Below are 24,928 nucleotides of genomic sequence, written 5' to 3'. Positions count from 1 at the left end.
TCACAGGGCAGGACTGCTGGGAGTCAGTGCTTTCGGCGGATCAGGGGTTGTACGAATCAGGCGCTTTTTACGGATCAGTTCTTTAGACGAATCACTGCTTTTTACGGATCAGGGCAAGGAACATGGCGTCGGTGCCGTGGATGTGGGGCCACAGCTGCGCGGTGGACTCGTGCCCGGCGCCCAGGTTCCCGGTCAAACTCACGCTGTCCAGGACCTGCCCGGCCTCCAGCAGTTCGAGGTCATCGCGCTTGCGGAGTGCATCGGTGACCACGGCGGTAGTTTCGGCAGGGTGGGGCGAGCAGGTCACATACGCAACCACTCCACCGGGCCGGACAGCAGCCAGTGCCGAGGTGAGCAGCTCGCGCTGAAGCGGGCCCAGGTCGGCCAGGTCCTTCGGCGTACGGCGCCAGCGCGACTCCGGCCGTCGCCGAAGCGCGCCAAGCCCGCTGCAGGGGACGTCTACGAGTACCCGGTCAAATGCTCCTGACTTCTCGGTGCCCACGTCGCGGCCGTCGCCGGTCCGGACCTCCCATGTTTCCCGGGGTACGGCTGAAAGCGCCTGGCTGACCAGCTTGGCCCGGTGCGGGGCAGGCTCATTGGCCAGCAGCGTGGCTCCCCTCTGGCTCGCCAGCGCACCGAGCAAGGCGGCCTTGCCGCCAGGTCCAGCGCACAGGTCCAGCCAGGCCTCGCCGTCGTTTGAACTTCCAGCCCCCTCGGCGCTGGCAGTCCCCTCGGCTCCGGCAGCGCCGCCCGCGTTGTCACCACGATGCCCGCCGAGGTCAACGGCGGCCATGGCGCGTGCCACCAGCTGCGAGCCGACGTCCTGGACCCTGGTGCTGCCCTCCCGCACCGAGGCAAGCCGGCCCAGGTCACCGCCGCTGGAGAGCGCGGAACCTTCCACCAGTTCACCGGCAGTGGCACCGTTTTCAAGGGCTTCATCGAGGCTTCCGATGCCGGGCAGGGCCACCAGGTTGACTACGGGTGCGGCATTGTCCGCTTCGAGGAGGTCGTTGATTTCCGTGGCTGGACGCCCATGTGCCACCAGTGACTGGCGCATGGCGCGGACAATCCACTCGGGATGCGCGTAGCGGACGGACGCCACCTTGGTCTCGTCTGTTTCTCCGCTGGTCAGCAGCTCCAGCCATTCGTCAAGGCTGTGCGCCGCGACTTTGCGCAGGACGGCATTGATGAGGGCCGAGGGTCCCGCACCGATGACTGCACGGGCGAGGCCCACGGTCTGGTCCAATGCCGCATGCGCTGGAACGCGCATGGCCAGCAGTTGATGGACTCCGAGCCGGAGGGCATCCAGGATGGCCGGGTCCAGCTGGTCCAGGGGACGGTCCACGCAGCGGGCCAGGATGGCGTCGTACGTGCCTTGGCCGCGCAGGGCCCCGTAGCTAAGTTCTGTGGCGAACCCGGCGTCGCGTTTGTCCAGACCGTGATGACGGATCCGTGCCGGCAGCACCAGGTTGGCATACGCATCCTCTGCGGCCACGGCCCGGAGGACTTCGAACGCCACCAGCCGGGCAGGATCAGCCCGGCGCGTCCGCTGGGAAGGCGCGTTTTCAGTAAAGGCGCGCTGGGTGGCGCGGTTCCGTTCCCGCCCCTTGGCGTTGCGGTTGCTGGAATCGCGCGGTCCGCCGTTGCCGCGGCCGCTGCCACCGCTTCCTCCCCGCTGGCCGCCGCCCTGGCCGCCACCCGGGTTTCCGCCGTGCTGGCCGCCCCCCGAGCCTCCGCCGCCGGTTCTTCCGCGGCCGCCTTGGTTGTCACCGGAACCGCTCATTCGAACACCACGCTTTCAAGGGAAGCCATGCCACGTGCCCAGTCGGCAGCGGCCATCATTTTCTTGCCGGCAGGCTGGACCCGGGTCAGCTCCACGGCGTGCGAACCGGTTCCCACCAGCACGCTCTTGCCCTGGACGGACACGGCACCGGGCGCCAGATGCGGGACATCGGGCCGCAGCCGGACGGGTTCCAGCTTGACGCGCTGGCCCTCCAGCACGGTCCACGCTCCCGGTTCCGGAGTGACTCCCCGCGCCCGCCGTCCGATTGCCAGCGCCGGTTGTTTCCAGTCCAGGCGGCCGTCGTCGAGGGTCAGCTTGGGTGCCAGGGAGACTTCACCGGTCTGCGGCACGGCGGCGCCCTTGCCGGCCTCGATGGCCGACAGGGTTTGGGCGAGCAGCACGGCGCCACTGCGGGACAGCCGTTCAAGGAGCTCCCCGGCGGTATCTTCAGGCCCCACCGTTTCCGTCACGGTTCCGAACACGGGCCCGGTGTCCAGCCCTTCCTCCAACTGGAAGGTCACAGCGCCGGTGACGTCATCACCGGCCATCACGGCCCGCTGAACAGGCGCAGCGCCGCGCCAGGCGGGAAGGAGGGAGAAGTGCAGGTTGATCCACCCGTGCCGGGGGATACCAAGCGCCGCCGGAGGAACCAGGCCGCCGTAAGCCACAATCGCGGCAACATCCGGACCCACCGCGGAAATCCTGGCCATCGTTTCTTCGTTGATCCGGGCAGCGTGAATAACGTCGATCCCAAGCTCAGCTGCCCGAGAGGCCACCGGCGACGGAGTGAGCACGCGCTTCCGGCCGATTGGCGCGTCCGGCCTGGTAAGGACAGCGACAACGTCGAATCCTGCATCAACGAGCGCATTGAGGGACGGGACTGCGACGGCGGGGGTTCCCGCGAAGAGAACCCTCATCCGTTGGTTCCAGCCGCGCCGGCACCGAAACTTGACCCGGAAGCCGCACCGCCGAAGCTGGAACCCCCGAAACTGGAGCCGACCGTCCTGGCGCGCTTCGCCGTCGTCTGTTCAGTGATGGAGTCGTAGTTGGCGTTGCGGATGGAACGCAGGGCCGCCTTGCGGTCCTCCCCCTCCAGCCGGTCGGTGTAGAGGATCCCGTCCAGGTGGTCATTCTCGTGCTGGAAGCAGCGTGCCAGCATCCCCTCGCCTTCGATGGTGACGGGATTGCCGTGCATGTCCACGCCGGTGACCCGTGTGACGCGGTAACGCCGTACCGGGAAGCCCAGGCCCGGGATGGACAGGCAGCCCTCCACGTGGTCCGGCTGGAAGTCCTCGCTGTTTTCCAGCACAGGGTTGATGATGTGCCCTTCCACGCCATCAATGCGGTAAGTGAAAACACGCTTGCTCACGCCGATCTGGGGTGCGGCAAGGCCGGCACCGTCCACGTCCTCCATGGTTTCGGTCATGTCCGCCACCAGCCTGGCCAGCTCAGGCCCGAAATCCGTCACAGTATCGGCAACTGTGCGGAGCACAGGGTCACCAATGATGCGGATATTCAGAATAGCCATGCGCTGTTTTTCCTCACGTAAGGCGGCAAAGGGGACCCATCCAGTTTAGGCGCAGACAACTCCCGGGCTGTCCGCGCCCCACATTCCTAGGCGGGCTGTACCTGTACGAGCGGCGGAGGGGCAATGGGCAGGAGCGCCGTGCCCGCTGAGCTGGTGTCCGCGGACAGCTCCCAAACACGCCGCAGGGCGCAGAATTTCCACCAGTGGTGCTTGAGGACGTCGGGGTTGGCGCGGACGGGGCGGACCTCGGTCTCGCCGATGGCCACGGCCAGCAGGACCGGGTTTTCGCCGTACTTCCACGGCTCCCACGTCCCTGCTTCCGGGTCCACCAGGCTCTCCTCCGCCTTCATGCCGGCCACCAGCTGCATGACCACCTTGTCATCGAGCGGCTTGACCAGGCCATCCCTGGTGGTGCCCTTGGTTTTGTAGTCGATCAGGCAGATCCTGCCGTTGATCCGTGCCACCAGGTCCAGGGTGCCGGCGTACCCCACCGAGTTGTTCCAGACGGTGATCTCGGGGGCGATGGGCTCAACCTGGAAGAGCTCCCACCATTCGTCGAACCGGACTGCGAAGGCTTCTTCGCCGTTAGCTGCCAGGGCCTCGCGCGCCTCCTTCATGCCGTGGGGACGGCCCAAGGCCCGCAGGGCAACCTGCTCGCAGTAGAAATGGACGCGGTCCCCGCGCTTGGCGGCCTCGTCCCGGTAGGTTTCCGCCGCCTTGGCAGCACGGTTGACGGCCTGCTTGATTTTGGCCGGGCTTCCCAGACAGTCGGCCAGCAGCGGATCCTTGGCCAGGCTGCTGGCGCCCATGTATCCAAACCAGCCGTCAAGCCCGTGCGGCTGCTGGCTGATCACCGTGGTGATGGACGGCACGGAGAAATGCTCGGAAGTGGACCGGGCGTACATCCGCCCATAGTCCGTGGCGTGGGCAAGAAGTGGAGCTGTCATAAGAAAAACTCTTTCACAAGGGGCTGACAGAATGTCCGGGCGCACAAAAAAGGTCCGTTTCCGCTGCAGATGAGCGGAAACGGACCAATGTGCGGTGGGCGATACTGGGTTCGAACCAGTGACCTCTTCGGTGTGAACGAAGCGCGCTACCACTGCGCCAATCGCCCTGATGCAGTTTGAATGTTAGCGGACCGTACGGCCATTTCGGAAATCGGCCGCGAGCGGCAGCAAACGGGGCACTACACGGACAGCGGACCAGGCGAAAGATGCAGACCCTGCGCGATTGGCCGTGCACCGATCCCCCACGAAAACTAACCCATCGGAATGGAAGCCCGCCCGCAAAGCCTCATGACGCCGTCGCGAATTACACGCCTGTAACTTCCCAGGATCCGCGCTATTGCTGGGAAGCAGCGCCATTATGTCTCCCGCACCCAGGCCCGATTTGGAGAATCCCGGAACCTCCTATATTGTTTTTACTCGTTGGAAAGCGAGGAAATGCCGGGAACGGCAGCGAATCAGCCCTCCAGAATGCGGACGTAGCTCAGCTGGTAGAGCACCACCTTGCCAAGGTGGATGTCGCGAGTTCGAATCTCGTCGTCCGCTCGCAGGACACTGTCACGGCAAAGGTTCTTTTGAACCGGCGCTTACACGGTGGGTTGGCCGAGAGGCGAGGCAGCGGCCTGCAAAGCCGTATACACGGGTTCGAATCCCGTACCCACCTCGGTGAAAACCATGGTTTTTCGGACAAACCTCCGGATAAACATGGGCGATTGGCGCAGCGGTAGCGCGCTTCCCTGACACGGAAGAGGTCACTGGTTCGATCCCAGTATCGCCCACCAGGCAAGGAAACTTGCTTCATGCAGTACAACCGGCCTTGGCCGGAGCGCACTGCATACGCGGACGTAGCTCAGCTGGTAGAGCACCACCTTGCCAAGGTGGATGTCGCGAGTTCGAATCTCGTCGTCCGCTCTCTTACTTCTTGCAATCCCATACACCGGTCTCCCGGTTCCGGGCGATTGGCGCAGCGGTAGCGCGCTTCCCTGACACGGAAGAGGTCACTGGTTCGATCCCAGTATCGCCCACATCCAGCAGCTCCCCGGAGCTGCTTTTTTCATGCCCGCTGTCCTGCCGTTGCGCTATCAGTTATGGTCCCCAAAACCCCGGTCAGAACGACCAAAACTGATAGGGCAACCAGTGGAGGCGGACCCTGCATCCGCTCCGGGCGAACGCCCAAAACCCCTGATTTCCTTGGCACGCCCCCGCGGCGGGGCTAGGATCGAATGCGACAGGAGCGACCTGGCTCCGCGATTGAAGGGAGGTGCTCGTGGGACTGATTGGCGATCTAAAGGGCAAGGCTCAAGGTCTTATCCGCGGCAACGAGCAGGCCATCAAGAACGGCATCACCAAGGCCGGCGATCTCGTCGACACCAAGACCGGAGGCAAGTACTCCGGCCACGTCAACAAGATCCAGAATGGCGCTTCCAAGCTCATTGACAAGAACGGAACCCCGGGCGCGGCACCTGCCGCTGAGCAGGTTCCGCCGGTCAACCCGGTTCCGCCGGTTGACAAGGCTCCGTAAACAGGATTTGGCCAGGGCGTTGCCCTAGTACGTCAACGGGGTGCGGGTCCCGCCGGGAGGCGGCGCCCGCACCTTTGGCATTTAAGGCCATTCGGTGGTCTGCGACCCGCCATTGCCGCTCATGCCTGCAGGACAATTGCCCGTTGGTTGGCAGCGCCGGTCGCCGACCGCGGCGGGCGTCGTAGAGCGAGTCGATCCTCGCCGAGCCGATCCACCAGGTCTCCTCACCGAAGAACATCAGCACCGCGGGCACGGACCGGCCAACACCTACTCATGCGCCCGCCCGGCAAGGCGCAGGCCCGGCAGCCGGCCGAAGCACCCACCAGGGACGGCTGCGACCCCGTGCGGATCTCCGGACCGGTTCCGGGATCACTTCGCGTGGGCGAAGGCCTGGAAGAAGATCGGGAACGTGCCGACGAGTCCGAGCCCGATTAGAACAAGCGATGCAGTCACCACTCTGCGGCCCTCGACTTCCCTCTTCCGTAAGGCCATGTGGAGAGCCCCCCAGCACAGCAGCCATACGACGACGGTCAGGGTCGTCTTCCCGGACAACGGCCCGACGGGGTCGTAGAAGGTCAGAAACGCCTTAATGGTGGCATTGGCCTCGGCCAACGTGGTGAGGATCCCCAGACTTAGTGCCCCTGCTCCAGCGGCGAGGATGGCTGCAGAGGCCGGGCCTTCCGGCTTGTCGGCAGGCTCGAGCCGCGCCCCTGTTGGCGTGGGTTCTACTTTCGGTGTCATGACTCTCTCCTAATTGGCAGACGCGGTCTTATTAATGAGCGCACCCAACGCTCCAGCGATGACTGCGAAGAGGAACGCCAGGGCGAACAGCGTGATGGCGGTCTTTCGTATCCGGTCATGCCTGACCAGCGACATCCCGTAATAGACGACAATGAACGCGACCACCGTTGCGAGGATGGGGCTCATCCAAGCGAGATGTTCCTTCCACTCCATGCCAAACGTATGCCAACCGGCGGTAGACGGGTCCGACAACAAAACAGTCTTCGCACTGGTCGCGACCTCCTCCCGGTACCAGGGGTAGACCACCCACGTCCCGGTGAGTACGGTGCCCCAGGCAGCAACGGCCATCGCGACAACGCCGACCTTCATCCGACCCACCCTGTCTCTGATGCCCCTGCCACTGACCACCTCCGGCCGAAGGCTGTAGAGCGCCTCCAAGCCACCGGCGAACGCCAAGAGGAACACGCCCCCCAAGACCATGCCGTGGAGCACATTCCAGAACTCATGATGTGTCAGAGTCATGGCTTCTCCGCCTCGTACATGGGGCAATTTTGTGGCCCGCACCACAGTACGCATAGGGTCTTTCGGTCCAGGATCCAAATCAGTCCGCGGGTGCCCCCACAACCGCCCGCCATAGTGCCCAGCAGCGCCAGCCCGGCCACCGCTTCCAGCGTCACCGCCTGCAGGCTGAACGACGGCGTCGTCCGGACGAGGGTGGGCAGGACGGCAACGGTGCGGCGCCATATCACCAACCCGAGGACCTCGTCGGGGTGCTCGCGCCGTCGCCGCACCAGCGGATGCGGTGGAACCGGACCGCCCGGCAATCACCTTCCCCATGGCGGCCTCGGGACTCGCGTTCGCCGGACTCGGCTCAGCTTTGTGGGCGCAGCCGGGAGGGCTTGCGGTCCGGGCCGCGATCCGACCGTCCGAACGGGACCGCCAGGACTAACCAAGCCGCCGGAGCACCGTCACGCGCCGACGCCCGCACCGCAGGGCTGGACCGTTAAGAGGGTTCGTGGTTCTGGCCTTCACGGGCCAGGGCGGTGAGGCGGGAGACCGCCCGGAAGTACTTCTTCATATAGCCGCCGGTCATCATTTCCTCCGTGAACAGCTGGTCGAACGGAACACCGCTGGCGAGGATCGGCACATCCTTGTCGTAGAGCCGGTCAGCAAGCACCACGAACCGCAGCGCCACCGCCTGCTCGGTGATGGTGCCGACGTTTCGCCACACCACCCCGTCGATGCCGTCGATCAACTGGCGGTAGCGGCTGGGGTGCACGCCGGCCAGGTGGGCGATCAGGGTGCTGAATTCGTCCTGGGCAACAGTCTTGCCGTCGAACTCCGCTTTCATGTGCGCGGACAGTTCGCTGTTCTTCAGGGGCGCCGGGGCTGCCGGGAGCCCGCGGTGGCGGAAGTCCTCACCGTCGATCCGCACCACGTCGAACTGGTCCGCGAGGACCTGGATTTCGCGCTGGAAGTCAACTGCGGCGAACCTGCCGTCACCCAGTGAGCCCGGCAGGGTGTTGGACGTGGCCGCGAGCTTCACCCCTGCGTCCGCGAGCTCACGCATCAGGCGTGACATCAGCACGGTGTCGCCCGGATCGTCGAGCTCAAATTCGTCAATGCAGACAAGCTTGTACCCGCTCAGCGCATCCACTGTTTTGCGGAAGGAGAGGGCGCCCACCAGGTTGGTGTATTCGACGAAAGTGCCGAAGGCCTTGGGCCCGGGCGCTGCGTGCCAGAGCGAGGCGAGGAGGTGGGTCTTGCCCACGCCGAAGCCGCCGTCCAGATAGATACCGGCGCGGGAAGTATCCTTTTTCCCGAACAGTTTCTTGAACAGCCCGCCGCCGTCACCTGACCCCACGCCGTCGGCAAATCCCTGCAGGGCACGGACAGCGTGCGCCTGGCTGGGCTGCTTCGGATCGGGGCGGTAGCTTGCAAAAGAGACCTGGCCGAACCGGGACGAGGGAAAGAAGCCTTTCAGGAGCTCGTCCACCGATACTGCCGGAGTGCGGGCGGCAAGCTGTTCAATCTGTACCAAGGTGGTCCGTTCTGCTGGTGGTTGGTCCCCAGAAAGGATACCGGCAATGCGCCGCCGCTCCCGATGGCGCCGGCCACACCGGGCGCCTGCGTGACGAAGCCAACATTTCCTCCTGTTAACGGAATACGGACATGATTCGGGGCGCTGGCTAGGGTAGGAGCAGGTCCCCATCCGGTCCCGCGGATCACCTGTGTTCTCGATGAAAGGCAAAGCTATGTCCTACCCGGTTGAACAGAACGAAAAGTTTGCAGCCTACGCCCACCCGGAGCGCCTCGTTTCCACTGAGTGGCTTGCAGCCGCCGTGGAAAATGGTGCCGTCGCCAGTGGCCAGCTGGTGGTGGTGGAGTCCGACGAGGACGTGCTCCTCTACGAAACGGGGCACATTCCCGGTGCCGTCAAGATCGACTGGCACACCGACCTGAACGACGAAGTGACCCGCGACTATGTGGATGGAACCGCCTTCGCGGAACTGGCGGCGTCGAAAGGTATTTCCCGCGACAGCACCGTGGTGATCTACGGTGACAAGTCCAATTGGTGGGCTGCCTACGCACTGTGGGTCTTCACCCTCTTCGGGCACCAGGACGTGCGGCTCCTCGACGGCGGCCGGGACAAGTGGATTGCCGAGGGCAGGGAACTGACCACCGAAAAGCCGTCACCGGCCAGGGGCGACTACCCGGTTGTCGAGCGCGAGGACGCCCCGATCCGCGCCTTCAAGGACGATGTCCTGGCCCACCTGGGCAAGCCCCTCATCGACGTCCGCTCCCCCGAGGAGTACACCGGCCAGCGCACCCACATGCCTGCCTACCCCGAGGAAGGCGCCCTCCGCGGCGGCCACATTCCTACTGCTGCCTCCATTCCGTGGGCACGGGCCGCCGCACCGGACGGAACCTTCCGCAGCCGTGAGGAACTCGACGCCCTCTACCTGGGCGAGGCTGGCCTGACCGAAGGTGACGACGTTGTGGCCTACTGCCGCATCGGCGAGCGTTCCAGCCACACCTGGTTCGCGCTCAAGTACCTCCTGGGCTTCGAGTCCGTCCGCAACTACGACGGTTCGTGGACGGAATGGGGCAACGCCGTGCGTGTTCCGATCGTCAAAGGTGCCGAGCGCGGTTCCTTTCCCGTCGCCGTCGGGGCCTGACGAGGCCTCACCCGGGGTTCGGCGCGTAAACTTGGAATGATGACTACTCAAGCACTGCCCTCCGCCCTTGCCGACATTGTGGACGACTTCCAGGCCCTGTCAGAGCCCGAGCGGCTTCAACTGCTGCTCGAGTTCTCGCAGGGGCTCCCGGAGCTGCCCGACCGGCTGAAGGACCATCCCGAGTTGCTCGAACAGGTGGTGGAGTGCCAGTCCCCGCTGTTCCTGACCATCGAGACGGAAAAAGCCGGCGGCCCCGCCGGCGCCGTACGGCTCTTCTTCAAGGCCCCCGCCGAGGCTCCCACCACCCGCGGTTTTGCCGGAGTCCTGCACGAAGGCCTGGACGGACTGTCCGCCGAAGAGATCCTCTCGGTACCAGATGACATGCCGGAATTGCTGGGCCTGACCCGCGCCATCACGCCCCTGCGGATGCGGGGAATGACGGCCATGCTGGGAAGGATCAAGCGCAAGGTGGCCGCTTCCACCGCCGTGCGCTCCTAACCGCCGCCCAGCACCGATGGGACGCAAAAACACATCACAGGGGACTCCGGCCACCGCCGTACTGGCGGCAGCCGGGGTTCCCTTTGTGCTGCATCCGTACGACCACGATCCCTCCGCCGCAAGTTACGGCGCCGAAGCCGCCCAGGTCCTGGGGATCGAACCCTCCAGAGTGTTCAAAACACTGATGGTCGACGTCGAGGGCAAGCTGGCGGTGGGCATCGTGCCGGTCAGCGGCACACTGGATCTTAAAGCGGTCGCTGCCGCTTTGGGAGCCAAGAAGGCGGCGATGGCGGACCCCGCCGACGCCCAGCGGCGCACCGGCTATGTGCTCGGCGGCATCTCCCCGCTGGGCCAGCGGCTCCCCTCCCCTACGGTTCTGGACCAAAGTGCCATGGCCTTGGAGACGCTGTTGGTGTCGGGCGGCAAACGCGGCCTGGACATCGAACTGGCTCCTGCGGACCTCATCAGACTCACGGACGCCGTCACCGCACCCATCAGCTCGCTGTCGTAGTCCTTGGACGGGCACCACCCGGATTCAGGCGGGGCGCCAGCTGTTTCCGCAGCCACGCCTTGACCACGCGCTCCCACCGTTCGGGATCAACGTTCCACTCCTTGGTGTGCCGGGCATGGTCAAAAGCCTCGAAGGTGACCATTTCCGGATTGCGTTCAGCCAAAAGCTCGGACGGGCCGTACGGCACGTACTCGTCATCCACGCTGTGGATGACCAAGGTGGGAGTCCGGAGTTCAACTGCCCGCGACACCCAGTCCATCGCCTTGAGGTCCACCGGTGCGGACAGTCCCGTGAGCCGCCGCCCCAGCGGATGCCCCAGCATCAGTTGCCCGTAACGCCCCACCAGGGACGGAATCCTGTTCAGCTGCGCATGGTGGGCCAATACCGTCACCCAGTCAATGACCGGGGCATCCAGCACCATGGCCCGGATCAGGTGCCGGTAGCGGGACAAATCCGCGGTCTGCAGACAGATAGCGCCGCCCATGGACCAGCCGAACAGCACAATCTCCTCGGCCCCGTTCGCCAGGGCATACTCAATGGCTGCCTCGACGTCGCGCCACTCGGTGGAACCCAGGCCGTAGCGCCCGTCGTCCGCAGAGGGCGCCAGCCCGTCATTGCGGTAGGACACCACCAGGGTTGTCAGTCCCAGCTCAAGGGCGGGCCCCACGGCGCGCAGGGCTTCCTGCCGGCTTGCACCCCGTCCGTGGACCATCACCGCCCAGGTACGTGCCGTCCCGCCGGCGCGGACCAGCCAGGCCGGCGCCTGCCCCCGGTCAACCTCGATCATGACATCTTCGGCAGGGATTCCGACGGCGGCCGGGTCCGGGTAGAGAGCGCCGCTCCACCAGCCCCAGCGAGCCTTGCTCAGGTCTCCTGCGTACACCGCTTCGACCTCGCGGGACACCGTGCGCTCAGCCGGAGAGTACGAGACGATGCGGCCAATCCTGGCGTGCCCCTTGCCGCCATCGAAAAAGAACCCGTACACCCCGTCAACGGTGGTGTCCTCATTGGCTGCCATGATCACGTGCTGCTGGTGCCCGTCCCGGATCACCGCCAGGACTTCCTGGTTGGCCGCCCGCTGGCGCGCAGGGGTGATGACACGGCGGGCAAAGTAGACGGCCAGCGCTGATGATCCCGTGGCCAGCAGTCCTGCCAACGCGCCTCCACCGATGGCCCCGCCGATGGCCCATTTTGTCCGCAGCGACAGGCCAGTGCCGGAATCCTTGGTGCTCAGGACGGGTGCGGAGGTGCTGCGCTGGAAAAATGCCATGGAACTATTCTTACCGCCCCGGCACCGGCAGGCCGTATTTCCCGCGGGGAGGCGCAAAGGCCGGTCCGTCCCTGAAACCAGTGCGGCGGCACCATGGGCGGGACTAGGCTAAGGCCATGAGTGATCCCATCGTCATCCTGACCGAAGAACCCCTGGGGGCGGACGACCGCCTGAACATCGAGCGACTCGTGGACGGAGGAGACACCCGGCTCCTGGTCCTGGTTCCGGCGAACACCGAACGGCATCTGCTGGTGGACTTCCTCGAGAACCTTTCCATGCTGGACATTGCCAAGGCCTTCCGCGAACTGACATCCCACGCCCCGGATCCTGCCAGTGAACGGGCCCAGGCGGCCGAGACCCTGGCGGTGTCGCTGGCAGCGCTGGCGGGGCTGGGTGCAGGCGTCACGGGAGAAATAGTCGACGGCGGTGCGGTGCAGGGCCTGGTGGCCAAGGTCAAGGAAAGCGGTGCTTCGCAGGCAGTGGTGGTCACCCGGCCGCACGCGGTGGCGGATACCTTCCACACGGACTGGGCCAACAAAGCCCAGGACCAGCTGGGCCTGCCCGTCCTGCATCTGTACGCGGGTTCGGGATTTATCGGTGACTCCTGAGCGTTGACAAGGCTATGAGCATATTCGGAAACAACATCCTGGGAAAAAACATCTTCGGAAACAAGGACGCAGATCCGGCTCCCGAGTCCGCGGCCGCCGGGCCCGGCGTCCAGAAGACCGATGCTGAGTGGCGGCAGGAGCTCACGCCGGAGGAATACCACGTACTCCGCCAGTCCGGAACCGAGCGTCCGTTCACGGGTGAATACTGGGACACCCATACTGCCGGCGTCTACCAGTGCCGGGCCTGTGGCGCAGAACTGTTCACCAGCAACGAGAAGTTTGATTCCCACTGCGGGTGGCCCTCCTTCTTCGCCCCACTGGCAGAAGGCACCGTCCGCTACATCCACGACCGGACCCTTGGCATGGAGCGGGTGGAGGTGCGCTGCGCCACATGCGACTCGCACCTGGGGCACGTGTTCGACGGCGAGGGCTACCCGACGCCCACGGACCAGCGCTACTGCATCAATTCCGTCTCCTTGAAGCTCGTTCCGCGCGAAGAACCGCAGGTCAGCGGGCCGGAAGCGGAAGCATGAGACCACCGAAAGGCTGGACCTTCTCCCTGCCACAGCGCGAGAAGGAAAAGCTTTTCTTAGCCTAAGCCGCTTTTCGGATTAGTCTTGCTGGTTGCTTGTTACGCTCGCCGTAGATAGCAAGCAACCAGAAAGGCGCCGACGATGACCGAAACACTGATCACCGCTTCCACCGGGATTTCCGCGGAAAACCAGGACTGGACCAGGCTCAAGGCGGCCGCCACCGCCATCCAGGCGCTCCAGGCGAAGGACGGCTCCGTTCCCGACCCGGCAAACCATGGTGAGGCGTCCCGGCACGTCAGCGAGATCGTTGACGCCGTGCGTACCTTGGCCCCCGCCTTCCCGCACGACGCCGCCTACCTGGACGCCGTCGTCGAAGACTTTTCCGCCTGGGAAACCAACGGCTTCTCCGTCCCCGACTTCCTGTCTTCGCTGCTCGCCTTCCAGCCCCAGGAACAGCGCCAGGACGGCCTCCAGCACCTGGTGGTCTTTCCTATGTACACGCAGAACGGCAGCAGCAACAGGCTGGTCGAGGCCGTCCTGATTGAAGTGATCTGGCCCGGGTTCATCGCCGGACTGGAGGCCGCAGAGTACTCCAACAAACTGTTCGTCCCCATCCGCTTCGTAGACTTCACTGCCGGCTACGACACCAACTCGGCAGTGCTTTTCCCGGAGACCGTTGCCGTCAGCGAAACCCCCACATTCACCTGGGGCGCCATCTTCGCCGACCGGGAAGCCGCCCGGTTCCGCCGCGTGCTCAAGGCCGCCGCCGAAACCACCCGCCTGGAACTCCCCGAGGGAGCGGCGGAACTCCTCGCTGACCAGGACCTGACGGAGGCCACCTTCGTGATGTGGGACCTCATCCACGACCGGACCCACATGCGCGGCGACCTTCCCTTCGATCCCTTTATGATCAAGCAGCGGATGCCGTACTTCCTGTATTCGCTTGAAGAACTGCGCTGCGACCTGACCGCCTTCCGGGAATCGGTCCGAATTGAAAAGGATGACGACGCCGATCCGGAGGCGCGCCGCCACGCCAAGCTGGTGCAGTACGCCATCATCTTCGACCGAATTTTCCGCTTCGCGATCACCGGCAGCCGCGTCCGCAACTACGACGGCCTCGGCGGCCAACTCCTGTTCGCCTGGCTGCACCAGCAGCACGTCCTGCACTGGACCGACACCCGGCTCACCATCGACTGGGACGAGGTGGCGGATGCTGTCATCGCGCTCGGAAACAGCATCGATGAACTGTACTGGCGTTCCATTGACCGGCCGAAGACCGCGCACTGGCTCGCCGCGTACAAGCTCATCTCGGCTACCGTTACTCCCAACCCGGCTTCACTCTGGGCCAAGGGTCCCGAAGCGCTGGCGCTGGCCGGTCCGCCGCGCGGCCTCACAGACCAGGTGCTTGACGATGAGTTCCCGCTGTCCATGTTCTACGAAGCATTGGAGAAGAAGATGCGCCACGTGATCGAATCCACCGCCGGAATCACCGGAGCCTCTGCACTGTGACGGAGGAACCGGCAACAGCCGGACCAGGGTCAGCGGCACATCAAACCGGAGTCCCCCGGCTGAACATCCTGGTAACCGGCGGCAGCGGGCCATCCGGCATCGCGGTCGCACGGGCGCTCCACAACGCCGGCCACCGGGTATTTACGGTGGGTTCGGACCAGGCAAGGATCGAGGCGGCAGCGCAGCAGGCGGGCGACGGCGTCACTGGCCTCGTGTGCGACCTCGCCGCTTTGACGGACGTGCGGCAGCTGCGGACGGAGGTGACCGAGGCCGGCGGGAACGTCGATGCCCTGATCCACCTGGTGGGCGGCTGGCGCGGAGCCAAAGGCATCGCCGACCAGACGGACGAGGACTGGGACTTCCTCGAACGCGGCGCCATCACCACGCTCCGGAACGTCTCCCGGGTGTTCTATGACGATATTGCCGCTTCGCGCTATGGCCGCTTCGCCATGGTGTCCTCCACTGCTGTGGACAAACCGGCAGCGGCCACCGCCAGCTACGTCGCCGCCAAAGCCGCGGCCGAAGCGTGGACCATGGCCATGGCGGACGGATTCCGCCGGGCAGCCGCCAACGACGGCGGGGCGGCCACGGACTCTGATGCGCAGGGCGCCGGTCCGGCCGCCGTCGTCCTGGTAGTCAAAGCCCTCGTGGACGACGGGATGCGACGCAACCACCCCGAACGCAGCTTCCCCGGCGCCACTGACGTGGAAGACCTTGCCCGCGCCGTCGTCGGACTCTTTGAAGCACCGGCGGACGAGCTGAACGGCACCCGGCTCGTGCTGGCGAACCAGGTGGCCTCATGACTGTACTTAGACTGAAAGCGTGACCAAAGCCATGACAACAACAGCTGAAACTGCCGCCGGAGTCCGCCTGCACGATCCCACCATCCGCGGGTTCGCCTCGGACAACTACTCCGGCGTCCATCCGGAAGTCCTGGCGGCACTGGCCGCCGCCAACGAGGGCCACCAGGTGTCATACGGCGAGGACGAGTACACCACCAGGCTGCAGGACGTGCTGGAGGACCACTTCGGCCCCGGCATCGAGAGCTTCCCGGTCTTCAATGGCACCGGCGCCAACGTCCTGTCCCTCCAGTCGCTGCTTCCCCGGTGGGGGGCAGTGGTGTGCGCCTCCACCGCCCACATCAACATGGATGAAAACGGCGCGCCGGAGCGCGTCGGCGGAATCAAGCTCCTGCAGGTTCCCACCCCGGACGGCAAGCTCACGCCCCAACTGATCGACCGCGAGGCCTGGGGCTGGGGCGACGAACACCGGGCCCAGCCCCTCGCCGTCTCCATCACCCAGACCACTGAGCTGGGCACCTGCTACACCCCGGAGGAGGTACGGGCAATTGCCGACCATACACATTCCAAGGGGATGAAACTCCACATGGACGGTGCCCGGCTGGCGAACGCGGCCGCGCATCTCCAGGTCCCGCTGCGCGCATTCACCCGGGACGCAGGCGTGGACATCCTTTCCTTCGGCGGCACTAAGAACGGGCTGCTGTTCGGAGAAGTGGTGGTGGCACTGAACCCGGAGGCGGCGCACGGGCTGGTGTACCTGCGCAAGATGAACATGCAGCTGGCGTCCAAGATGCGCTTTATGTCGGCGCAGTTCATCGCCCTGCTGGAGGGTGATCTCTGGCTGCGCTCCGCCTCGCATGCCAATGCGATGGCAGCCAGGCTGCGCGCCGCCGTCGACACCATTGACGGTGTCCAGCCCACGCAGAAAACCGAGTCCAACGGCGTCTTTGCCATCCTTCCCGAGGGCGTGGCAGACCGGCTGCGGGAGTCCTTCCGTTTCTACGACTGGAACGAGGCGGCCAGGGAAGTGCGTTGGATGTGCTCGTTTGATACCACCGAGGAGGATATTGATGCCTTTGCCGCAGCAATCCGGCATGAGCTTCGCGCTGATGGGAGCGGGCAGGCCGGCCAGTGACTGCATAACGACGGCGAGCCTTCCCGCCGTCACCGGCCCGGTTGCGTAACCTGCGAAGGTGAACGCACTTGACCAGGTTCCCCCGGAATTTCTCCACGCCTTGGGAACCCTCAGGAAAGCCCGGTGCCGCAGGGAACTCCACCTTGCGGAGATCCCCGCGCCGGCACGCCTGGCGCCTTTCGCCGTCGCGCTGGGCGCGGAGGTCCTGGCACCGGGCCCAGGAACCGCTGCCGCTCCCCTGCATGGCCCTGCCGCGATGGCTTTGGCAGCCGCCTCAGGGACCGCGGACGACGACGGGACAGAGTTGGCAACGGGGCGTTTCATCCTGCTCCACGACCCCGACGGCTCGGCCGTGTGGGACGGCGAATTCCGCATTGTCACCTATATCCGGGCGCAGCTCGAGCCCGAGATGGGCAACGACGAGATGCTGGGAACTGTGGCGTGGACGTGGCTGGTGGAGGCGCTCGAGAACCATCAAGCGCCTTACCGCGCCGCCGGTGGAACGGCCACGCGGGTTCTTTCCGAGAGTTTTGGAACGCTGGCGGAAAGGCCCGGGTCCATCGACATCGAACTGCGCGCCTCCTGGACCCCCGCCACCTCCGATGTCGCCGCCCACCTTGAAGCCTGGTCTGACATGGTGTGCACCTTCGCCGGCCTGCCGCCCCTTCCGGACGGGGTCACCCCGCTGCCGCAGCGGCGCCGGAACTAACGGCGTGGCGAGTGGCGGAGGGCGGGCAAAGCCCGGAGGGGTTCCGGCGGCAGTCCGGATACGGCCGGCCGGTAAACTAAAGGCATCATGACCCCTAACATTCCGGAAAACACCACGGCCGGCGTCCCGGCTGCTGATACCGCACCCCACATCACAGTGGAGGGCTTTGACGCCCCCATCCCCGAAATCATCGAGCTCGATAGGCCCCGCGACGGCGTTCCGCTGGTCATCGAAACGCAAGCCGGGCTGGAGCGGTGCGCAGCCGCCATCGCGGCCGGTACCGGACCGGCTGGAGTAGACGCAGAACGCGCGTCCGGTTTCCGCTACGGACAGCGCGCCTTCCTGGTCCAGATCCGCCGCGAAGGTGCCGGGACCTGGCTGATCGACCCCGAACCCTTTGACAACCTTGACATCATCAACGACGCCCTGCGCGGCGTTGAGTGGATCCTGCACGCGGCCAGCCAGGACCTGCCCTGCCTGTCGGAGCTCGGCATGTGGCCGGACAAACTCTTTGATACCGAACTCGCGGCGCGCCTGGCCGGCCTGCCGCGGGTGGGGCTTGCCGCCGTTATTGAACAGCTGCTGGGGTTCGGGCTCGCCAAGGAGCACTCCGCGGCGGACTGGTCCACCCGGCCACTTCCCGAGCCGTGGCTGCGGTACGCCGCCCTGGACGTTGAGGTCCTCACCGAGCTGCGGGAAGAACTTATCGAACTCCTCGAGGCGGACGGCAAGCTGGAGTACGCGGAGCAGGAGTTCGCCGCCATCCTGGCGGCAGGACTCCCCCCGGCCCGTGTTGACCCGTGGCGCAAAACGTCCGGCCTGCACCAGATCCGTGACCGGCGCCAGCTGGCGGCCGTCCGGGAACTGTGGCTGGAACGCGATTCACTGGCCCGGAAGCGGGACGTGGCGCCGGGCCGGCTCATCCCGGACTCGGCCCTGGTCGCCGCCGCCAAGGCCATGCCATCCACCGTGCCGCAACTGCTGGGCACCAAGGGCTTCCATGGCCGGGCGGCCCAACGCGAAGCTCCCCGCTGGCTGCGCTGCATCGCCACGGCCCGGGACCTGGCGGAACTTCCGCCGCTGCACCTGGCCACCAACGCGCCACCGCCGCCCCGTGTCTGGGCGGACCGTGACCCGGAAGCGGCAGCACGGCTCGCCACCGCCCGCCCCATGCTGCAGGACAAGGCCGACCAGCTGAAGCTCCCGCTGGAAAACCTCCTGACCCCCGATTACCTGCGTCGGGTCGCGTGGTGGCCTCCGGCCGAGATCAGTGAGGCATCCGTCGCGGGCGAACTTCGTGCGCTGGGCGCCCGCGAATGGCAGGTGGACCTGGCAGCACCCCTCATCGCGGAGGCGTTCCTCCATCCTGAGCCCTTGCCGGCCAAGGAACCCAGGCCGGGCGTCGCCGCAGCCGGGCAATAGGCGCCGCCAGGGCCACGGGCTCCCAGATCCCCCAACGCTCTCCCATTTGATGCATGAATATTGCCAACGCTCTCTCACTTTCTTCAGGAAAGTGAGAGAGCGTTGGTGAAAAGGGCGCATTAAGTGAGAGAGCGTCCCTTCGTCCGGGGCCTTGCCGCTGAAGTTACTCACGAGTAACATCGCAGGTATTGCCGTTTGGCTGCTTGCCGCATTGCGGCATGCGCCGGCGCCTACGTCTCGATGAGGAGTTACACGTGAGCCAAGCCCCCTCCAGCGGAGAAAACAGCCGCGCATCCACGCGCAGTGTCCGGGACGTCGTTTTTGTCGACGGCCTCCGCACCCCCTTTGGCCGGGCGGGAGAAAAAGGCATCTACGCCGGAACCCGTGCCGACGACCTGATAGTGAAATGCCTCCGCGAACTGCTGCGCCGGAACCCGTCGCTGCCGCCCGAACGCGTTGATGAAGTTGCCATCGCTGCCACCACCCAGACCGGTGACCAAGGCCTTACCCTGGGCCGGACCGCGGCTCTCCTCGCCGGACTTCCCAGGACCGTTCCCGGCTTTGCCATCGACCGGATGTGCGCCGGCGCCATGACCGCCGTAACAACCACCGCCGGCGGTATTGGTTTTGGCGCCTACGATGTGGTGATCGCCGGCGGCGTGGAGCACATGGGCAACCACCCGATGGTCTCGGGCGCAGACCCCAATCCCCGGTTTATGTCCGAACGCCTCGTGGACCCGGCCGCGCTGAACATGGGCAACACCGCCGAGAACCTGCACGACCGGTTTCCGTCCATCACCAAGGACCGGACCGATGCCTACGCGGTGGCGTCACAGGCTAAATTCGATGCCGCCCGCCGCAACGGCCGGATCCAGCCGGACCTGGTTCCCGTGGCAACCCTGAAGCCCGGCCAGGGCTGGACCCTCAACACCGTTGACGAACCGCCACGGCCGGGGACCACAACCGCTGACCTCGCTGCCCTCCGCACCCCGTTCCGTCCGCACGGGCGCGTCACCGCCGGAAATGCTGCTGGATTGAATGACGGGGCCACCGCGGCCATCCTGGCATCCTCCGAGGCCGCTGCCGAACTGGGGCTGCCGGTGCGGATGCGGATGGTCAGCTACGCCTATGCGGGGGTTGAACCTGAGGTGATGGGCATTGGCCCTGTTCCCGCCACCGGGAAGGCGCTGAAAAACGCCGGCCTGTCCATCAACGAGATCGGCCTGTTCGAAATCAACGAAGCCTTTGCCGTCCAGGTGCTGAGCTTCCTGGAGCATTTCGGAATTGCCGACGACGATGCCCGCGTCAACCGCTACGGCGGCGCCATTGCAGTGGGCCACCCCCTCGCATCCTCCGGCGTGCGGCTGATGAACCAGCTGGCCCGTCAGTTCGAGGAGGATCACTCCGTCCGCTATGGCATCACCACCATGTGCGTGGGGTTGGGAATGGGTGCCACCGTGATCTGGGAGAACCCGCACCACGCCGACTACAGCGGAGCCCTGCCAGGGTCATCCAAAGCCGAGACCGTTACCGCCGCCGAAACCGTTTCCGAAGGAGCCGCATGAGCGCCGCAGATTTCACCAGGCTTGCCGATCTGTTCCCCCGCGAGACCGTGACGCATTCCTATGTCCAGGACATCGAACTCCCGGCACCGGCCGGCAAGACGAGTCCTGGAACTTTCGTCCTCATCACCTTGGACAACGGCCTGGATCACACCAAGCCCACCACCCTTGGGCCGAACACCCTGGTAGAGCTGGGCACCGCGCTTGAGGAAAGTCGGGAGCGGGCCCGCCGCGGCGAGATCGCAGGCGTGGGCGTGACCGGCAAGCCCTACTTCCTGGTGGCCGGAGCCGACCTGTCCACCGTCAAGAACCTGGAAAAGCGTGAGCATGGACTGTGGATGGCGCAGCTGGGCCACGACGTGTATGCCACCCTTGCCAACCTCGGCGTGCCCAGCTTCGCGTTCATCAACGGCGCAGCGCTGGGCGGCGGGCTCGAGATTGCCCTGCAGTCCACCTACCGCACCGTGTCCACCGGTGCGGGTGCGCTGGCCCTGCCGGAGGCGTACCTCGGCCTGGTCCCAGGCTGGGGCGGGGTGTACCTCCTGCCGCGCCTCATTGGCCCGGAGAACGCGGTGAAGGTCATGATCGAAAACGCCCTCAGCAATAACCGCACGCTCACCGGCCCGCAGGCCTTCGCGCTCGGAATTGCCGACGCCATGTTCGAACCGGCGGACTTCCTCGAGCAGTCCCTTGCCTGGGCCGCGAAGGTCATCTCCGGCGAGGCAACGGTGGAACGTCCCAACGCCGTCGACCCCGCCGCTCCGGAAACCGCCGCGCGCTGGGCAGCAGCGGTGGCCGCCGGACGGGCACTGGTGGAAGCGAAAACGTCCAACGCCGCCCCTGCTCCCGGCAAGGTCCTGGACATCCTGGAAGCCAACCGGACCATGAGTCGCGCGGAGTCCGCGGCACTGGAGTGCGAAACACTCGCCGAGCTCATGCAGACCGACGAATTCCGTGCCACCGTGTACGCCTTCCTTGACCTGGTCCAGAAGCGGTCCAAGCGTCCGGCCGGCGCTCCGGACCGCACACTGGCCCGCCCGGTCACAAAAGTGGGAGTGGTGGGCGCAGGCCTGATGGCAAGCCAGCTTGCGCTGGTCTTCGCCCGGCAGCTGAAGGTGCCCGTGGTGATGACGGACATCGATCAGGCCCGGGTGGACAAAGGGGTGAGCTACGTCCACGCCGAGGTGGACAAGCTCCTGGCCAAGAAGCGCATCAGCCAGGACGCGGCCAACCGCACCAAGGCCCTGGTGAGCGGTTCCGTATCGAAGGATGTTTTCGCGGACGCGGACTTTGTGATCGAAGCGGTCTTTGAAGAGCTGAACGTCAAGAAGCAGGTGTTCGCCGAACTGGAGCAGATCGTTAGCCCGGAGTGCATCCTGGCCACCAACACCTCGTCGCTGTCGGTTACGGCCATGGCGGAGGACCTGCAGCATCCCGGGCGGCTGGTGGGCTTCCATTTCTTCAACCCGGTGGCCGTGATGCCGCTGCTGGAGATCGTCCGTGCCCCGCGGACCGATGACGCCGTGCTGGCCACCGCTTTTGAACTCGCCAAGGCCTTGAAGAAAACCGGGGTGCTGGTTAAGGACGCAGCGGCCTTTGTGGTCAACCGCATCCTGCTGCGGCTGATGGGCGAAGTAACCGCGGCTTTCGATGAAGGCACTCCCGCCGAGGTCGCCGACAACGCGCTCCGCCCCATGGGCCTGCCCATGACTCCTTTCACCCTCGGCGCGATGGTGGGCCTTCCCGTGGCACAGCACGTCCAGGAGTCACTCCACGCGGTCTTCGGCGACCGCTTCACTGTCTCCGCCAACCTGCAGAAGCTGATCGATAACGGTGTCAAGAGCCTGTGGGTTCCCGGGCCTGATGGCTCCCAGGTCATTCCGGAGTCCACACTGTCCCTGATGTCCTTCGGAACCAGCCCCTCCACCGCCGACGAGGTGCTGCGCCGCACCCAGGATGCCCTCGCCGAAGAGATCGGCCTGATGCTTGCGGAAGGCGTCGTGGCGGGGCCGGAAGACATCGACCTCTGCATGATCCTCGGCGCCGGCTGGCCACTGTTCCTCGGCGGCATCACCCCCTACCTGGACCGGGTGGGAGCCTCAGAACGGGTCAACGGCAAGCGGTTCCTGCCGCCCGGCGCGGCTTCCCGTCCGGCGGCAGGCCAGCGTGCCAACGCCTAACGACCAGCGCGTAAGAACCAGCGCTTCAGCAGGATCAGCAGGATCAGCAGCCCCTTGGGCGCAGTAGCTCCGGCAGTCAAGCCGGGGTCAGAGCGCTGCCAGCCGCCCGCCGTCGAGCGTTAACAGCCGGTCCGCCACCGAACGCGCGTAGGGCACGTCATGGGTGACCAGGACGACGGCGGCGCCCGCCGCCGCCGCGCTCCTCACCGCCGCGTCCAGCAGCCGAAGCCCGTCCCCGTCCAGGGCAACGGTGGGCTCGTCCAGGGCCAGCACCGCCGGCTTGCGGGCCAGGACGGTGGCCAGGGCCAGCAGCCGTTGCCGGGACGCCGGCAGCTCAGCGGGGTGCTCATTTCCGGCTGCGGACAACCCGACGGCTGCCAATGCGGCCTCGGTCCTGGCCGCCGCCTCGCTGGCGCCAACCCGCCGCTCCAGGCCGAACCGCACCTCCCGGGCGGCAGTCCGTTCGAACAGCTGGTGGCGCGGGTTCTGGAACAGCAGGCCCACGGATGCCGCCACCTCACCCACGGGCTTGGCGTCAATGTCCTCGCCGTGCACCAGGACCGAGCCCGAGGTGGGCCGCAGCAGGCCGTTGAGGTGCCGCAGGAAGGTGGATTTCCCCGCCCCGTTGGGCCCGGTGACAGCAACAATCTGCCCTGCCGGGAGCTCAAGGTCGATGTCCCGGAGCACTGGTTGCGGCCGCTCGTCGCAGGTCCCGCCAGCGGCTGCCCGGGCCTTCCTGCCGCTCCTTCCCTTGTCCGCATACCCGAAGTTCACGCCCCGAAGCTCCAGGACGGGTGTGGCGGCAGCAGAGTGATCATCCCGATGGTCATCAGGGGCTGCGAGATCCCGCGCCAGGGCAGGCCCGTCCTTCGCCCGGGGCCTTTGCAGGAGTTCTTGCCGGGGAGCCGGCATGGTGCCGGGCCAGCGGATGCCGGCCGGCAGCCGTCCGGGCGCTGAGGTGAACTCGGCCGGGGTGCCGCTGGCCGTCGCGGTGCCGGCATCAAGGACAATCCACCGTTCTGCCTGGCAGAGTGCTTCCTCAACGGCCTGGCTAAGGATCACCACGGCGGTCCCCCGCGTTACGAGCGAAGCCAGCAGGATGGCAAGTTCGTCCGCCCCGGCTGCGTCCAGGGAGGCGAGGGGCTCGTCCATGATCAGCACTTCGGGTTCAGCGATGACGGCGCATCCGATGGCCAGGCGCCGCTGCTGCCCGCCGGAGAGCGTGTCCGGATGGCGGTCCAGCAGCGCGCTGAGGCCAAGCAGCGCCGCAGTCCTTTCCACGGCGGCCTGCATGGCAGGCCGGTCCGTGCCTGCGTTTTCGAGGCCGAACGCCAGTTCTTCGGCGACTGTGGCCCTCACGGTGGACAGGATGGCAGACGCGTCCTGCGGAACGAACCCCACCTGCCGGCCCCACTGTGCGGGGTTGATCCGCGGATCATCTGCAGCGCCATCGAACTGCAGCCTGGTTCCGCCAAGCGTCAGCTGTCCTTCCAGCCGTCCGCCCGGTCCCGGTGGAAGCCAACCTGCCAGAAGCCTGCCCAGGGTGGACTTGCCACTGCCCGACGGCCCCAGGACTGCCGTAAAAGTTCCGGGTTCGAAGGAGACGTGCACGTCATGCAGGACCGGCGCGGCCTCGTCATGGAAAGCGAAGCTCCTGATGCCGGCAGCAAGGGCCGTAGGGGATTCCACCTAGGCTCCCGCCTGCAACAGCCGGGCGGCAACCGCAGCGGCGGCGGCCAGCAGCAGGACCATCCGGAGCCATCGCTCCCCCGGCCGGTCCGGCACTTCACGGTAGCTGGTCCGCGGGCCGGTGCTGCCGAAGCCGCGGGCTTCAAGTGCGGCAGCCCGGGTTCCCACGTCCTCAACGAGGGTGGTCACGAGCGGGACCACCTGCAGGCGGAAGGCCGCGGCCCGGGCCAGGAGCCCGCTCCGGATCACCAGCCCGCGTGCTTCCTGGGCCTGGCGGATGCGCTCCAGCCGGGATGTGATGGCAGGCAGCAAGGTAAGGGTGGACGCCAGGACGAAGGCAAGCCGCCCGTGAACTCCCTTGGTGGACAACGCGGCCACCAGGTCCGGAACATTCACGCTGAAGGAGAACACCAGGAGGGCCAGGACCGCCGCGGAAAGCTGGGCCGCCCGCTGCAGGGCGAAGGAGAGCCCTTCGGAGGTTGCGCGTGCCGGGCCCCACTCTGCCAGCACGGTATGGCCCTCCGGGAAAAACAGGCCGTGCAGCACCAGCAGCGACGCACACAGCGGCCCAAGGATGGCAGCTGCCGCGGGCACCAGCCGACGCAACGTACCGCCCCAGGCGGCAAGGCCAAGTACCGCCGCGATCACGGTGAGCGACAACGGCAGGTACGCCGCCGCCGTCGTGATGATTGCGGTACTGCCGGCGGCCGCCAGGGAGGTCAGCGGATGCAGTCGCATCGGGAGG

General features: G+C 66.1%; 24 protein-coding genes and 6 tRNA genes. 18 read left to right on the top strand and 12 right to left on the bottom strand.

Annotated elements, in window-relative coordinates; translation table 11 throughout:
* Positions 1 to 91: 91 nt before the first annotated feature.
* From FBY31_RS01005 to FBY31_RS00985, 5 genes are all read right to left on the bottom strand, one after another.
* On the bottom strand, positions 92 to 1,783 hold the full coding sequence (locus FBY31_RS01005) for an RsmB/NOP family class I SAM-dependent RNA methyltransferase (RefSeq protein ID WP_142035810.1): 1,692 nt from the start codon (positions 1,781 to 1,783) through the stop codon (positions 92 to 94).
* Entirely contained in the window at positions 1,780 to 2,700 is a 921-nt protein-coding gene (gene fmt / locus FBY31_RS01000) for a methionyl-tRNA formyltransferase (RefSeq protein WP_142035807.1), read from the bottom strand. Before fmt ends, FBY31_RS01005 begins: the two co-directional genes overlap by 4 nt.
* On the bottom strand, positions 2,697 to 3,311 hold the full coding sequence (def, locus tag FBY31_RS00995; RefSeq protein WP_142035804.1) for a peptide deformylase: 615 nt from the start codon (positions 3,309 to 3,311) through the stop codon (positions 2,697 to 2,699). Before def ends, fmt begins: the two co-directional genes overlap by 4 nt.
* Before the next feature lie 86 nt (positions 3,312 to 3,397).
* On the bottom strand, positions 3,398 to 4,258 hold the full coding sequence (locus FBY31_RS00990) for a cytochrome (RefSeq protein ID WP_142035801.1): 861 nt from the start codon (positions 4,256 to 4,258) through the stop codon (positions 3,398 to 3,400).
* A gap of 95 nt (positions 4,259 to 4,353) precedes the next feature.
* A tRNA-Val gene (locus FBY31_RS00985) sits at positions 4,354 to 4,425 on the bottom strand.
* A gap of 363 nt (positions 4,426 to 4,788) precedes the next feature.
* On the opposite strand from FBY31_RS00985, the gene FBY31_RS00980 reads away from it, so the two are divergent.
* The 6 genes from FBY31_RS00980 (at position 4,789) to FBY31_RS00955 (ending at position 5,837) form a co-directional block, all read left to right on the top strand.
* Positions 4,789 to 4,861, top strand: a tRNA-Gly gene (locus FBY31_RS00980).
* Positions 4,862 to 4,908: 47 nt separating this feature from the next.
* A tRNA-Cys gene (locus FBY31_RS00975) sits at positions 4,909 to 4,979 on the top strand.
* Positions 4,980 to 5,022: 43 nt separating this feature from the next.
* Positions 5,023 to 5,097, top strand: a tRNA-Val gene (locus tag FBY31_RS00970).
* 57 nt (positions 5,098 to 5,154) lie between these two features.
* A tRNA-Gly gene (locus FBY31_RS00965) sits at positions 5,155 to 5,227 on the top strand.
* Positions 5,228 to 5,268: 41 nt separating this feature from the next.
* Positions 5,269 to 5,340 (top strand) — tRNA-Val (locus tag FBY31_RS00960).
* Between the two features lie 242 nt (positions 5,341 to 5,582).
* Entirely contained in the window at positions 5,583 to 5,837 is a 255-nt protein-coding gene (locus tag FBY31_RS00955) for an antitoxin (RefSeq protein ID WP_142035799.1), read from the top strand.
* Positions 5,838 to 6,206: 369 nt separating this feature from the next.
* Here FBY31_RS00955 and FBY31_RS00950 read toward each other — a convergent pair whose 3' ends face one another.
* The 4 genes from FBY31_RS00950 to zapE all read right to left on the bottom strand — a co-directional run bounded on the left by FBY31_RS00950 (position 6,207) and on the right by zapE (position 8,619).
* Positions 6,207 to 6,578: a hypothetical protein gene (locus tag FBY31_RS00950; RefSeq protein WP_142035796.1), complete on the bottom strand. Its 372-nt coding sequence runs from the start codon at positions 6,576 to 6,578 to the stop codon at positions 6,207 to 6,209.
* A 9-nt stretch (positions 6,579 to 6,587) separates the two neighbouring features.
* Positions 6,588 to 7,100 (bottom strand): hypothetical protein, encoded by a 513-nt coding sequence (locus FBY31_RS00945; protein ID WP_142035793.1) that lies wholly within the window; start codon positions 7,098 to 7,100, stop codon positions 6,588 to 6,590.
* Positions 7,097 to 7,369: a hypothetical protein gene (locus FBY31_RS00940; protein WP_142035791.1), complete on the bottom strand. Its 273-nt coding sequence runs from the start codon at positions 7,367 to 7,369 to the stop codon at positions 7,097 to 7,099. The genes FBY31_RS00945 and FBY31_RS00940 overlap by 4 nt, the downstream gene beginning before the upstream one ends.
* Positions 7,370 to 7,581: 212 nt before the next feature.
* Complete coding sequence (gene zapE / locus FBY31_RS00930; RefSeq protein ID WP_142035788.1) at positions 7,582 to 8,619, bottom strand: cell division protein ZapE; 1,038 nt, start codon at positions 8,617 to 8,619, stop codon at positions 7,582 to 7,584.
* Positions 8,620 to 8,833: 214 nt separating this feature from the next.
* Between zapE and FBY31_RS00925 the strand changes: the two genes are divergently transcribed.
* Genes FBY31_RS00925 through ybaK form a run of 3 tightly spaced genes read left to right on the top strand, consistent with a single transcriptional unit; the run spans position 8,834 to position 10,766 of the window.
* Positions 8,834 to 9,757, top strand: a complete 924-nt coding sequence (locus tag FBY31_RS00925) for a sulfurtransferase (protein ID WP_142035785.1) — start codon at positions 8,834 to 8,836, stop codon at positions 9,755 to 9,757.
* Between the two features lie 39 nt (positions 9,758 to 9,796).
* The gene (locus FBY31_RS00920) at positions 9,797 to 10,255 is read left to right on the top strand and encodes a SufE family protein (protein ID WP_142035783.1); all 459 of its coding nucleotides are present in this window, start codon (positions 9,797 to 9,799) and stop codon (positions 10,253 to 10,255) included.
* A gap of 16 nt (positions 10,256 to 10,271) precedes the next feature.
* A complete protein-coding gene (ybaK, locus tag FBY31_RS00915; protein ID WP_142035780.1) occupies positions 10,272 to 10,766 on the top strand; it encodes a Cys-tRNA(Pro) deacylase in 495 nt (164 codons plus the stop codon).
* Here ybaK and FBY31_RS00910 read toward each other — a convergent pair.
* Positions 10,750 to 12,036: an alpha/beta hydrolase family protein gene (locus tag FBY31_RS00910; protein ID WP_142035777.1), complete on the bottom strand. Its 1,287-nt coding sequence runs from the start codon at positions 12,034 to 12,036 to the stop codon at positions 10,750 to 10,752. The genes ybaK and FBY31_RS00910 overlap by 17 nt on opposite strands.
* Before the next feature lie 116 nt (positions 12,037 to 12,152).
* Between FBY31_RS00910 and FBY31_RS00905 the strand changes: the two genes are divergently transcribed.
* The 9 genes from FBY31_RS00905 (at position 12,153) to FBY31_RS00865 (ending at position 22,494) form a co-directional block, all read left to right on the top strand.
* Positions 12,153 to 12,644 (top strand): hypothetical protein, encoded by a 492-nt coding sequence (locus FBY31_RS00905; RefSeq protein ID WP_142035774.1) that lies wholly within the window; start codon positions 12,153 to 12,155, stop codon positions 12,642 to 12,644.
* Positions 12,645 to 12,658: 14 nt separating this feature from the next.
* Positions 12,659 to 13,177, top strand: a complete 519-nt coding sequence (msrB, locus tag FBY31_RS00900) for a peptide-methionine (R)-S-oxide reductase MsrB (RefSeq protein ID WP_142035771.1) — start codon at positions 12,659 to 12,661, stop codon at positions 13,175 to 13,177.
* 141 nt (positions 13,178 to 13,318) lie between these two features.
* Positions 13,319 to 14,686 carry a DUF6421 family protein gene (locus FBY31_RS00895; RefSeq protein ID WP_142035768.1) on the top strand — a complete coding sequence of 456 codons (1,368 nt, stop codon included), beginning with the start codon at positions 13,319 to 13,321 and terminating at the stop codon, positions 14,684 to 14,686.
* Positions 14,687 to 14,745: 59 nt separating this feature from the next.
* On the top strand, positions 14,746 to 15,489 hold the full coding sequence (locus FBY31_RS00890; RefSeq protein WP_142044933.1) for an SDR family oxidoreductase: 744 nt from the start codon (positions 14,746 to 14,748) through the stop codon (positions 15,487 to 15,489).
* A gap of 31 nt (positions 15,490 to 15,520) precedes the next feature.
* Complete coding sequence (locus FBY31_RS00885) at positions 15,521 to 16,621, top strand: threonine aldolase family protein (protein ID WP_142044931.1); 1,101 nt, start codon at positions 15,521 to 15,523, stop codon at positions 16,619 to 16,621.
* Between the two features lie 58 nt (positions 16,622 to 16,679).
* Positions 16,680 to 17,330 (top strand): DUF3000 domain-containing protein, encoded by a 651-nt coding sequence (locus FBY31_RS00880; RefSeq protein ID WP_142035765.1) that lies wholly within the window; start codon positions 16,680 to 16,682, stop codon positions 17,328 to 17,330.
* A gap of 87 nt (positions 17,331 to 17,417) precedes the next feature.
* On the top strand, positions 17,418 to 18,752 hold the full coding sequence (locus FBY31_RS00875; RefSeq protein ID WP_142035762.1) for an HRDC domain-containing protein: 1,335 nt from the start codon (positions 17,418 to 17,420) through the stop codon (positions 18,750 to 18,752).
* 254 nt (positions 18,753 to 19,006) lie between these two features.
* On the top strand, positions 19,007 to 20,317 hold the full coding sequence (locus FBY31_RS00870; RefSeq protein WP_142035759.1) for a thiolase family protein: 1,311 nt from the start codon (positions 19,007 to 19,009) through the stop codon (positions 20,315 to 20,317).
* Positions 20,314 to 22,494: a 3-hydroxyacyl-CoA dehydrogenase NAD-binding domain-containing protein gene (locus tag FBY31_RS00865; RefSeq protein WP_142035756.1), complete on the top strand. Its 2,181-nt coding sequence runs from the start codon at positions 20,314 to 20,316 to the stop codon at positions 22,492 to 22,494. The genes FBY31_RS00870 and FBY31_RS00865 overlap by 4 nt, the downstream gene beginning before the upstream one ends.
* Positions 22,495 to 22,581: 87 nt before the next feature.
* Here FBY31_RS00865 and FBY31_RS00860 read toward each other — a convergent pair whose 3' ends face one another.
* Both FBY31_RS00860 and FBY31_RS00855 read right to left on the bottom strand, forming a co-directional pair.
* Complete coding sequence (locus FBY31_RS00860) at positions 22,582 to 24,183, bottom strand: ABC transporter ATP-binding protein (protein WP_142035753.1); 1,602 nt, start codon at positions 24,181 to 24,183, stop codon at positions 22,582 to 22,584.
* The gene (locus FBY31_RS00855) at positions 24,184 to 24,921 is read right to left on the bottom strand and encodes an energy-coupling factor transporter transmembrane component T (protein ID WP_142035750.1); all 738 of its coding nucleotides are present in this window, start codon (positions 24,919 to 24,921) and stop codon (positions 24,184 to 24,186) included.
* Positions 24,922 to 24,928: the final 7 nt, after the last annotated feature.

Source organism: Arthrobacter sp. SLBN-100 (genome assembly GCF_006715305.1).
Taxonomy (GTDB): Bacteria; Actinomycetota; Actinomycetes; order Actinomycetales; family Micrococcaceae; genus Arthrobacter.
The sequence above is the reverse complement of the archived record's forward strand: the minus strand, read 5'-3'. Positions and strand labels throughout refer to the sequence as shown.

Bases quoted from the DNA above. Each gene is read 5' to 3' on its own strand.
- FBY31_RS01005 (WP_142035810.1), bottom strand. From the start codon at position 1,783: ATGAGCGGTTCCGGTGACAACCAAGGCGGCCGCGGAAGAACCGGCGGC.
- fmt (WP_142035807.1), bottom strand. From the start codon at position 2,700: ATGAGGGTTCTCTTCGCGGGAACCCCCGCCGTCGCAGTCCCGTCCCTC.
- def (WP_142035804.1), bottom strand. From the start codon at position 3,311: ATGGCTATTCTGAATATCCGCATCATTGGTGACCCTGTGCTCCGCACA.
- FBY31_RS00990 (WP_142035801.1), bottom strand. From the start codon at position 4,258: ATGACAGCTCCACTTCTTGCCCACGCCACGGACTATGGGCGGATGTAC.
- FBY31_RS00950 (WP_142035796.1), bottom strand. From the start codon at position 6,578: ATGACACCGAAAGTAGAACCCACGCCAACAGGGGCGCGGCTCGAGCCT.
- FBY31_RS00945 (WP_142035793.1), bottom strand. From the start codon at position 7,100: ATGACTCTGACACATCATGAGTTCTGGAATGTGCTCCACGGCATGGTC.
- FBY31_RS00925 (WP_142035785.1), top strand. From the start codon at position 8,834: ATGTCCTACCCGGTTGAACAGAACGAAAAGTTTGCAGCCTACGCCCAC.
- FBY31_RS00920 (WP_142035783.1), top strand. From the start codon at position 9,797: ATGACTACTCAAGCACTGCCCTCCGCCCTTGCCGACATTGTGGACGAC.
- ybaK (WP_142035780.1), top strand. From the start codon at position 10,272: ATGGGACGCAAAAACACATCACAGGGGACTCCGGCCACCGCCGTACTG.
- FBY31_RS00910 (WP_142035777.1), bottom strand. From the start codon at position 12,036: ATGGCATTTTTCCAGCGCAGCACCTCCGCACCCGTCCTGAGCACCAAG.
- FBY31_RS00905 (WP_142035774.1), top strand. From the start codon at position 12,153: ATGAGTGATCCCATCGTCATCCTGACCGAAGAACCCCTGGGGGCGGAC.
- msrB (WP_142035771.1), top strand. From the start codon at position 12,659: ATGAGCATATTCGGAAACAACATCCTGGGAAAAAACATCTTCGGAAAC.
- FBY31_RS00895 (WP_142035768.1), top strand. From the start codon at position 13,319: ATGACCGAAACACTGATCACCGCTTCCACCGGGATTTCCGCGGAAAAC.
- FBY31_RS00885 (WP_142044931.1), top strand. From the start codon at position 15,521: ATGACAACAACAGCTGAAACTGCCGCCGGAGTCCGCCTGCACGATCCC.
- FBY31_RS00875 (WP_142035762.1), top strand. From the start codon at position 17,418: ATGACCCCTAACATTCCGGAAAACACCACGGCCGGCGTCCCGGCTGCT.
- FBY31_RS00865 (WP_142035756.1), top strand. From the start codon at position 20,314: ATGAGCGCCGCAGATTTCACCAGGCTTGCCGATCTGTTCCCCCGCGAG.
- FBY31_RS00855 (WP_142035750.1), bottom strand. From the start codon at position 24,921: ATGCGACTGCATCCGCTGACCTCCCTGGCGGCCGCCGGCAGTACCGCA.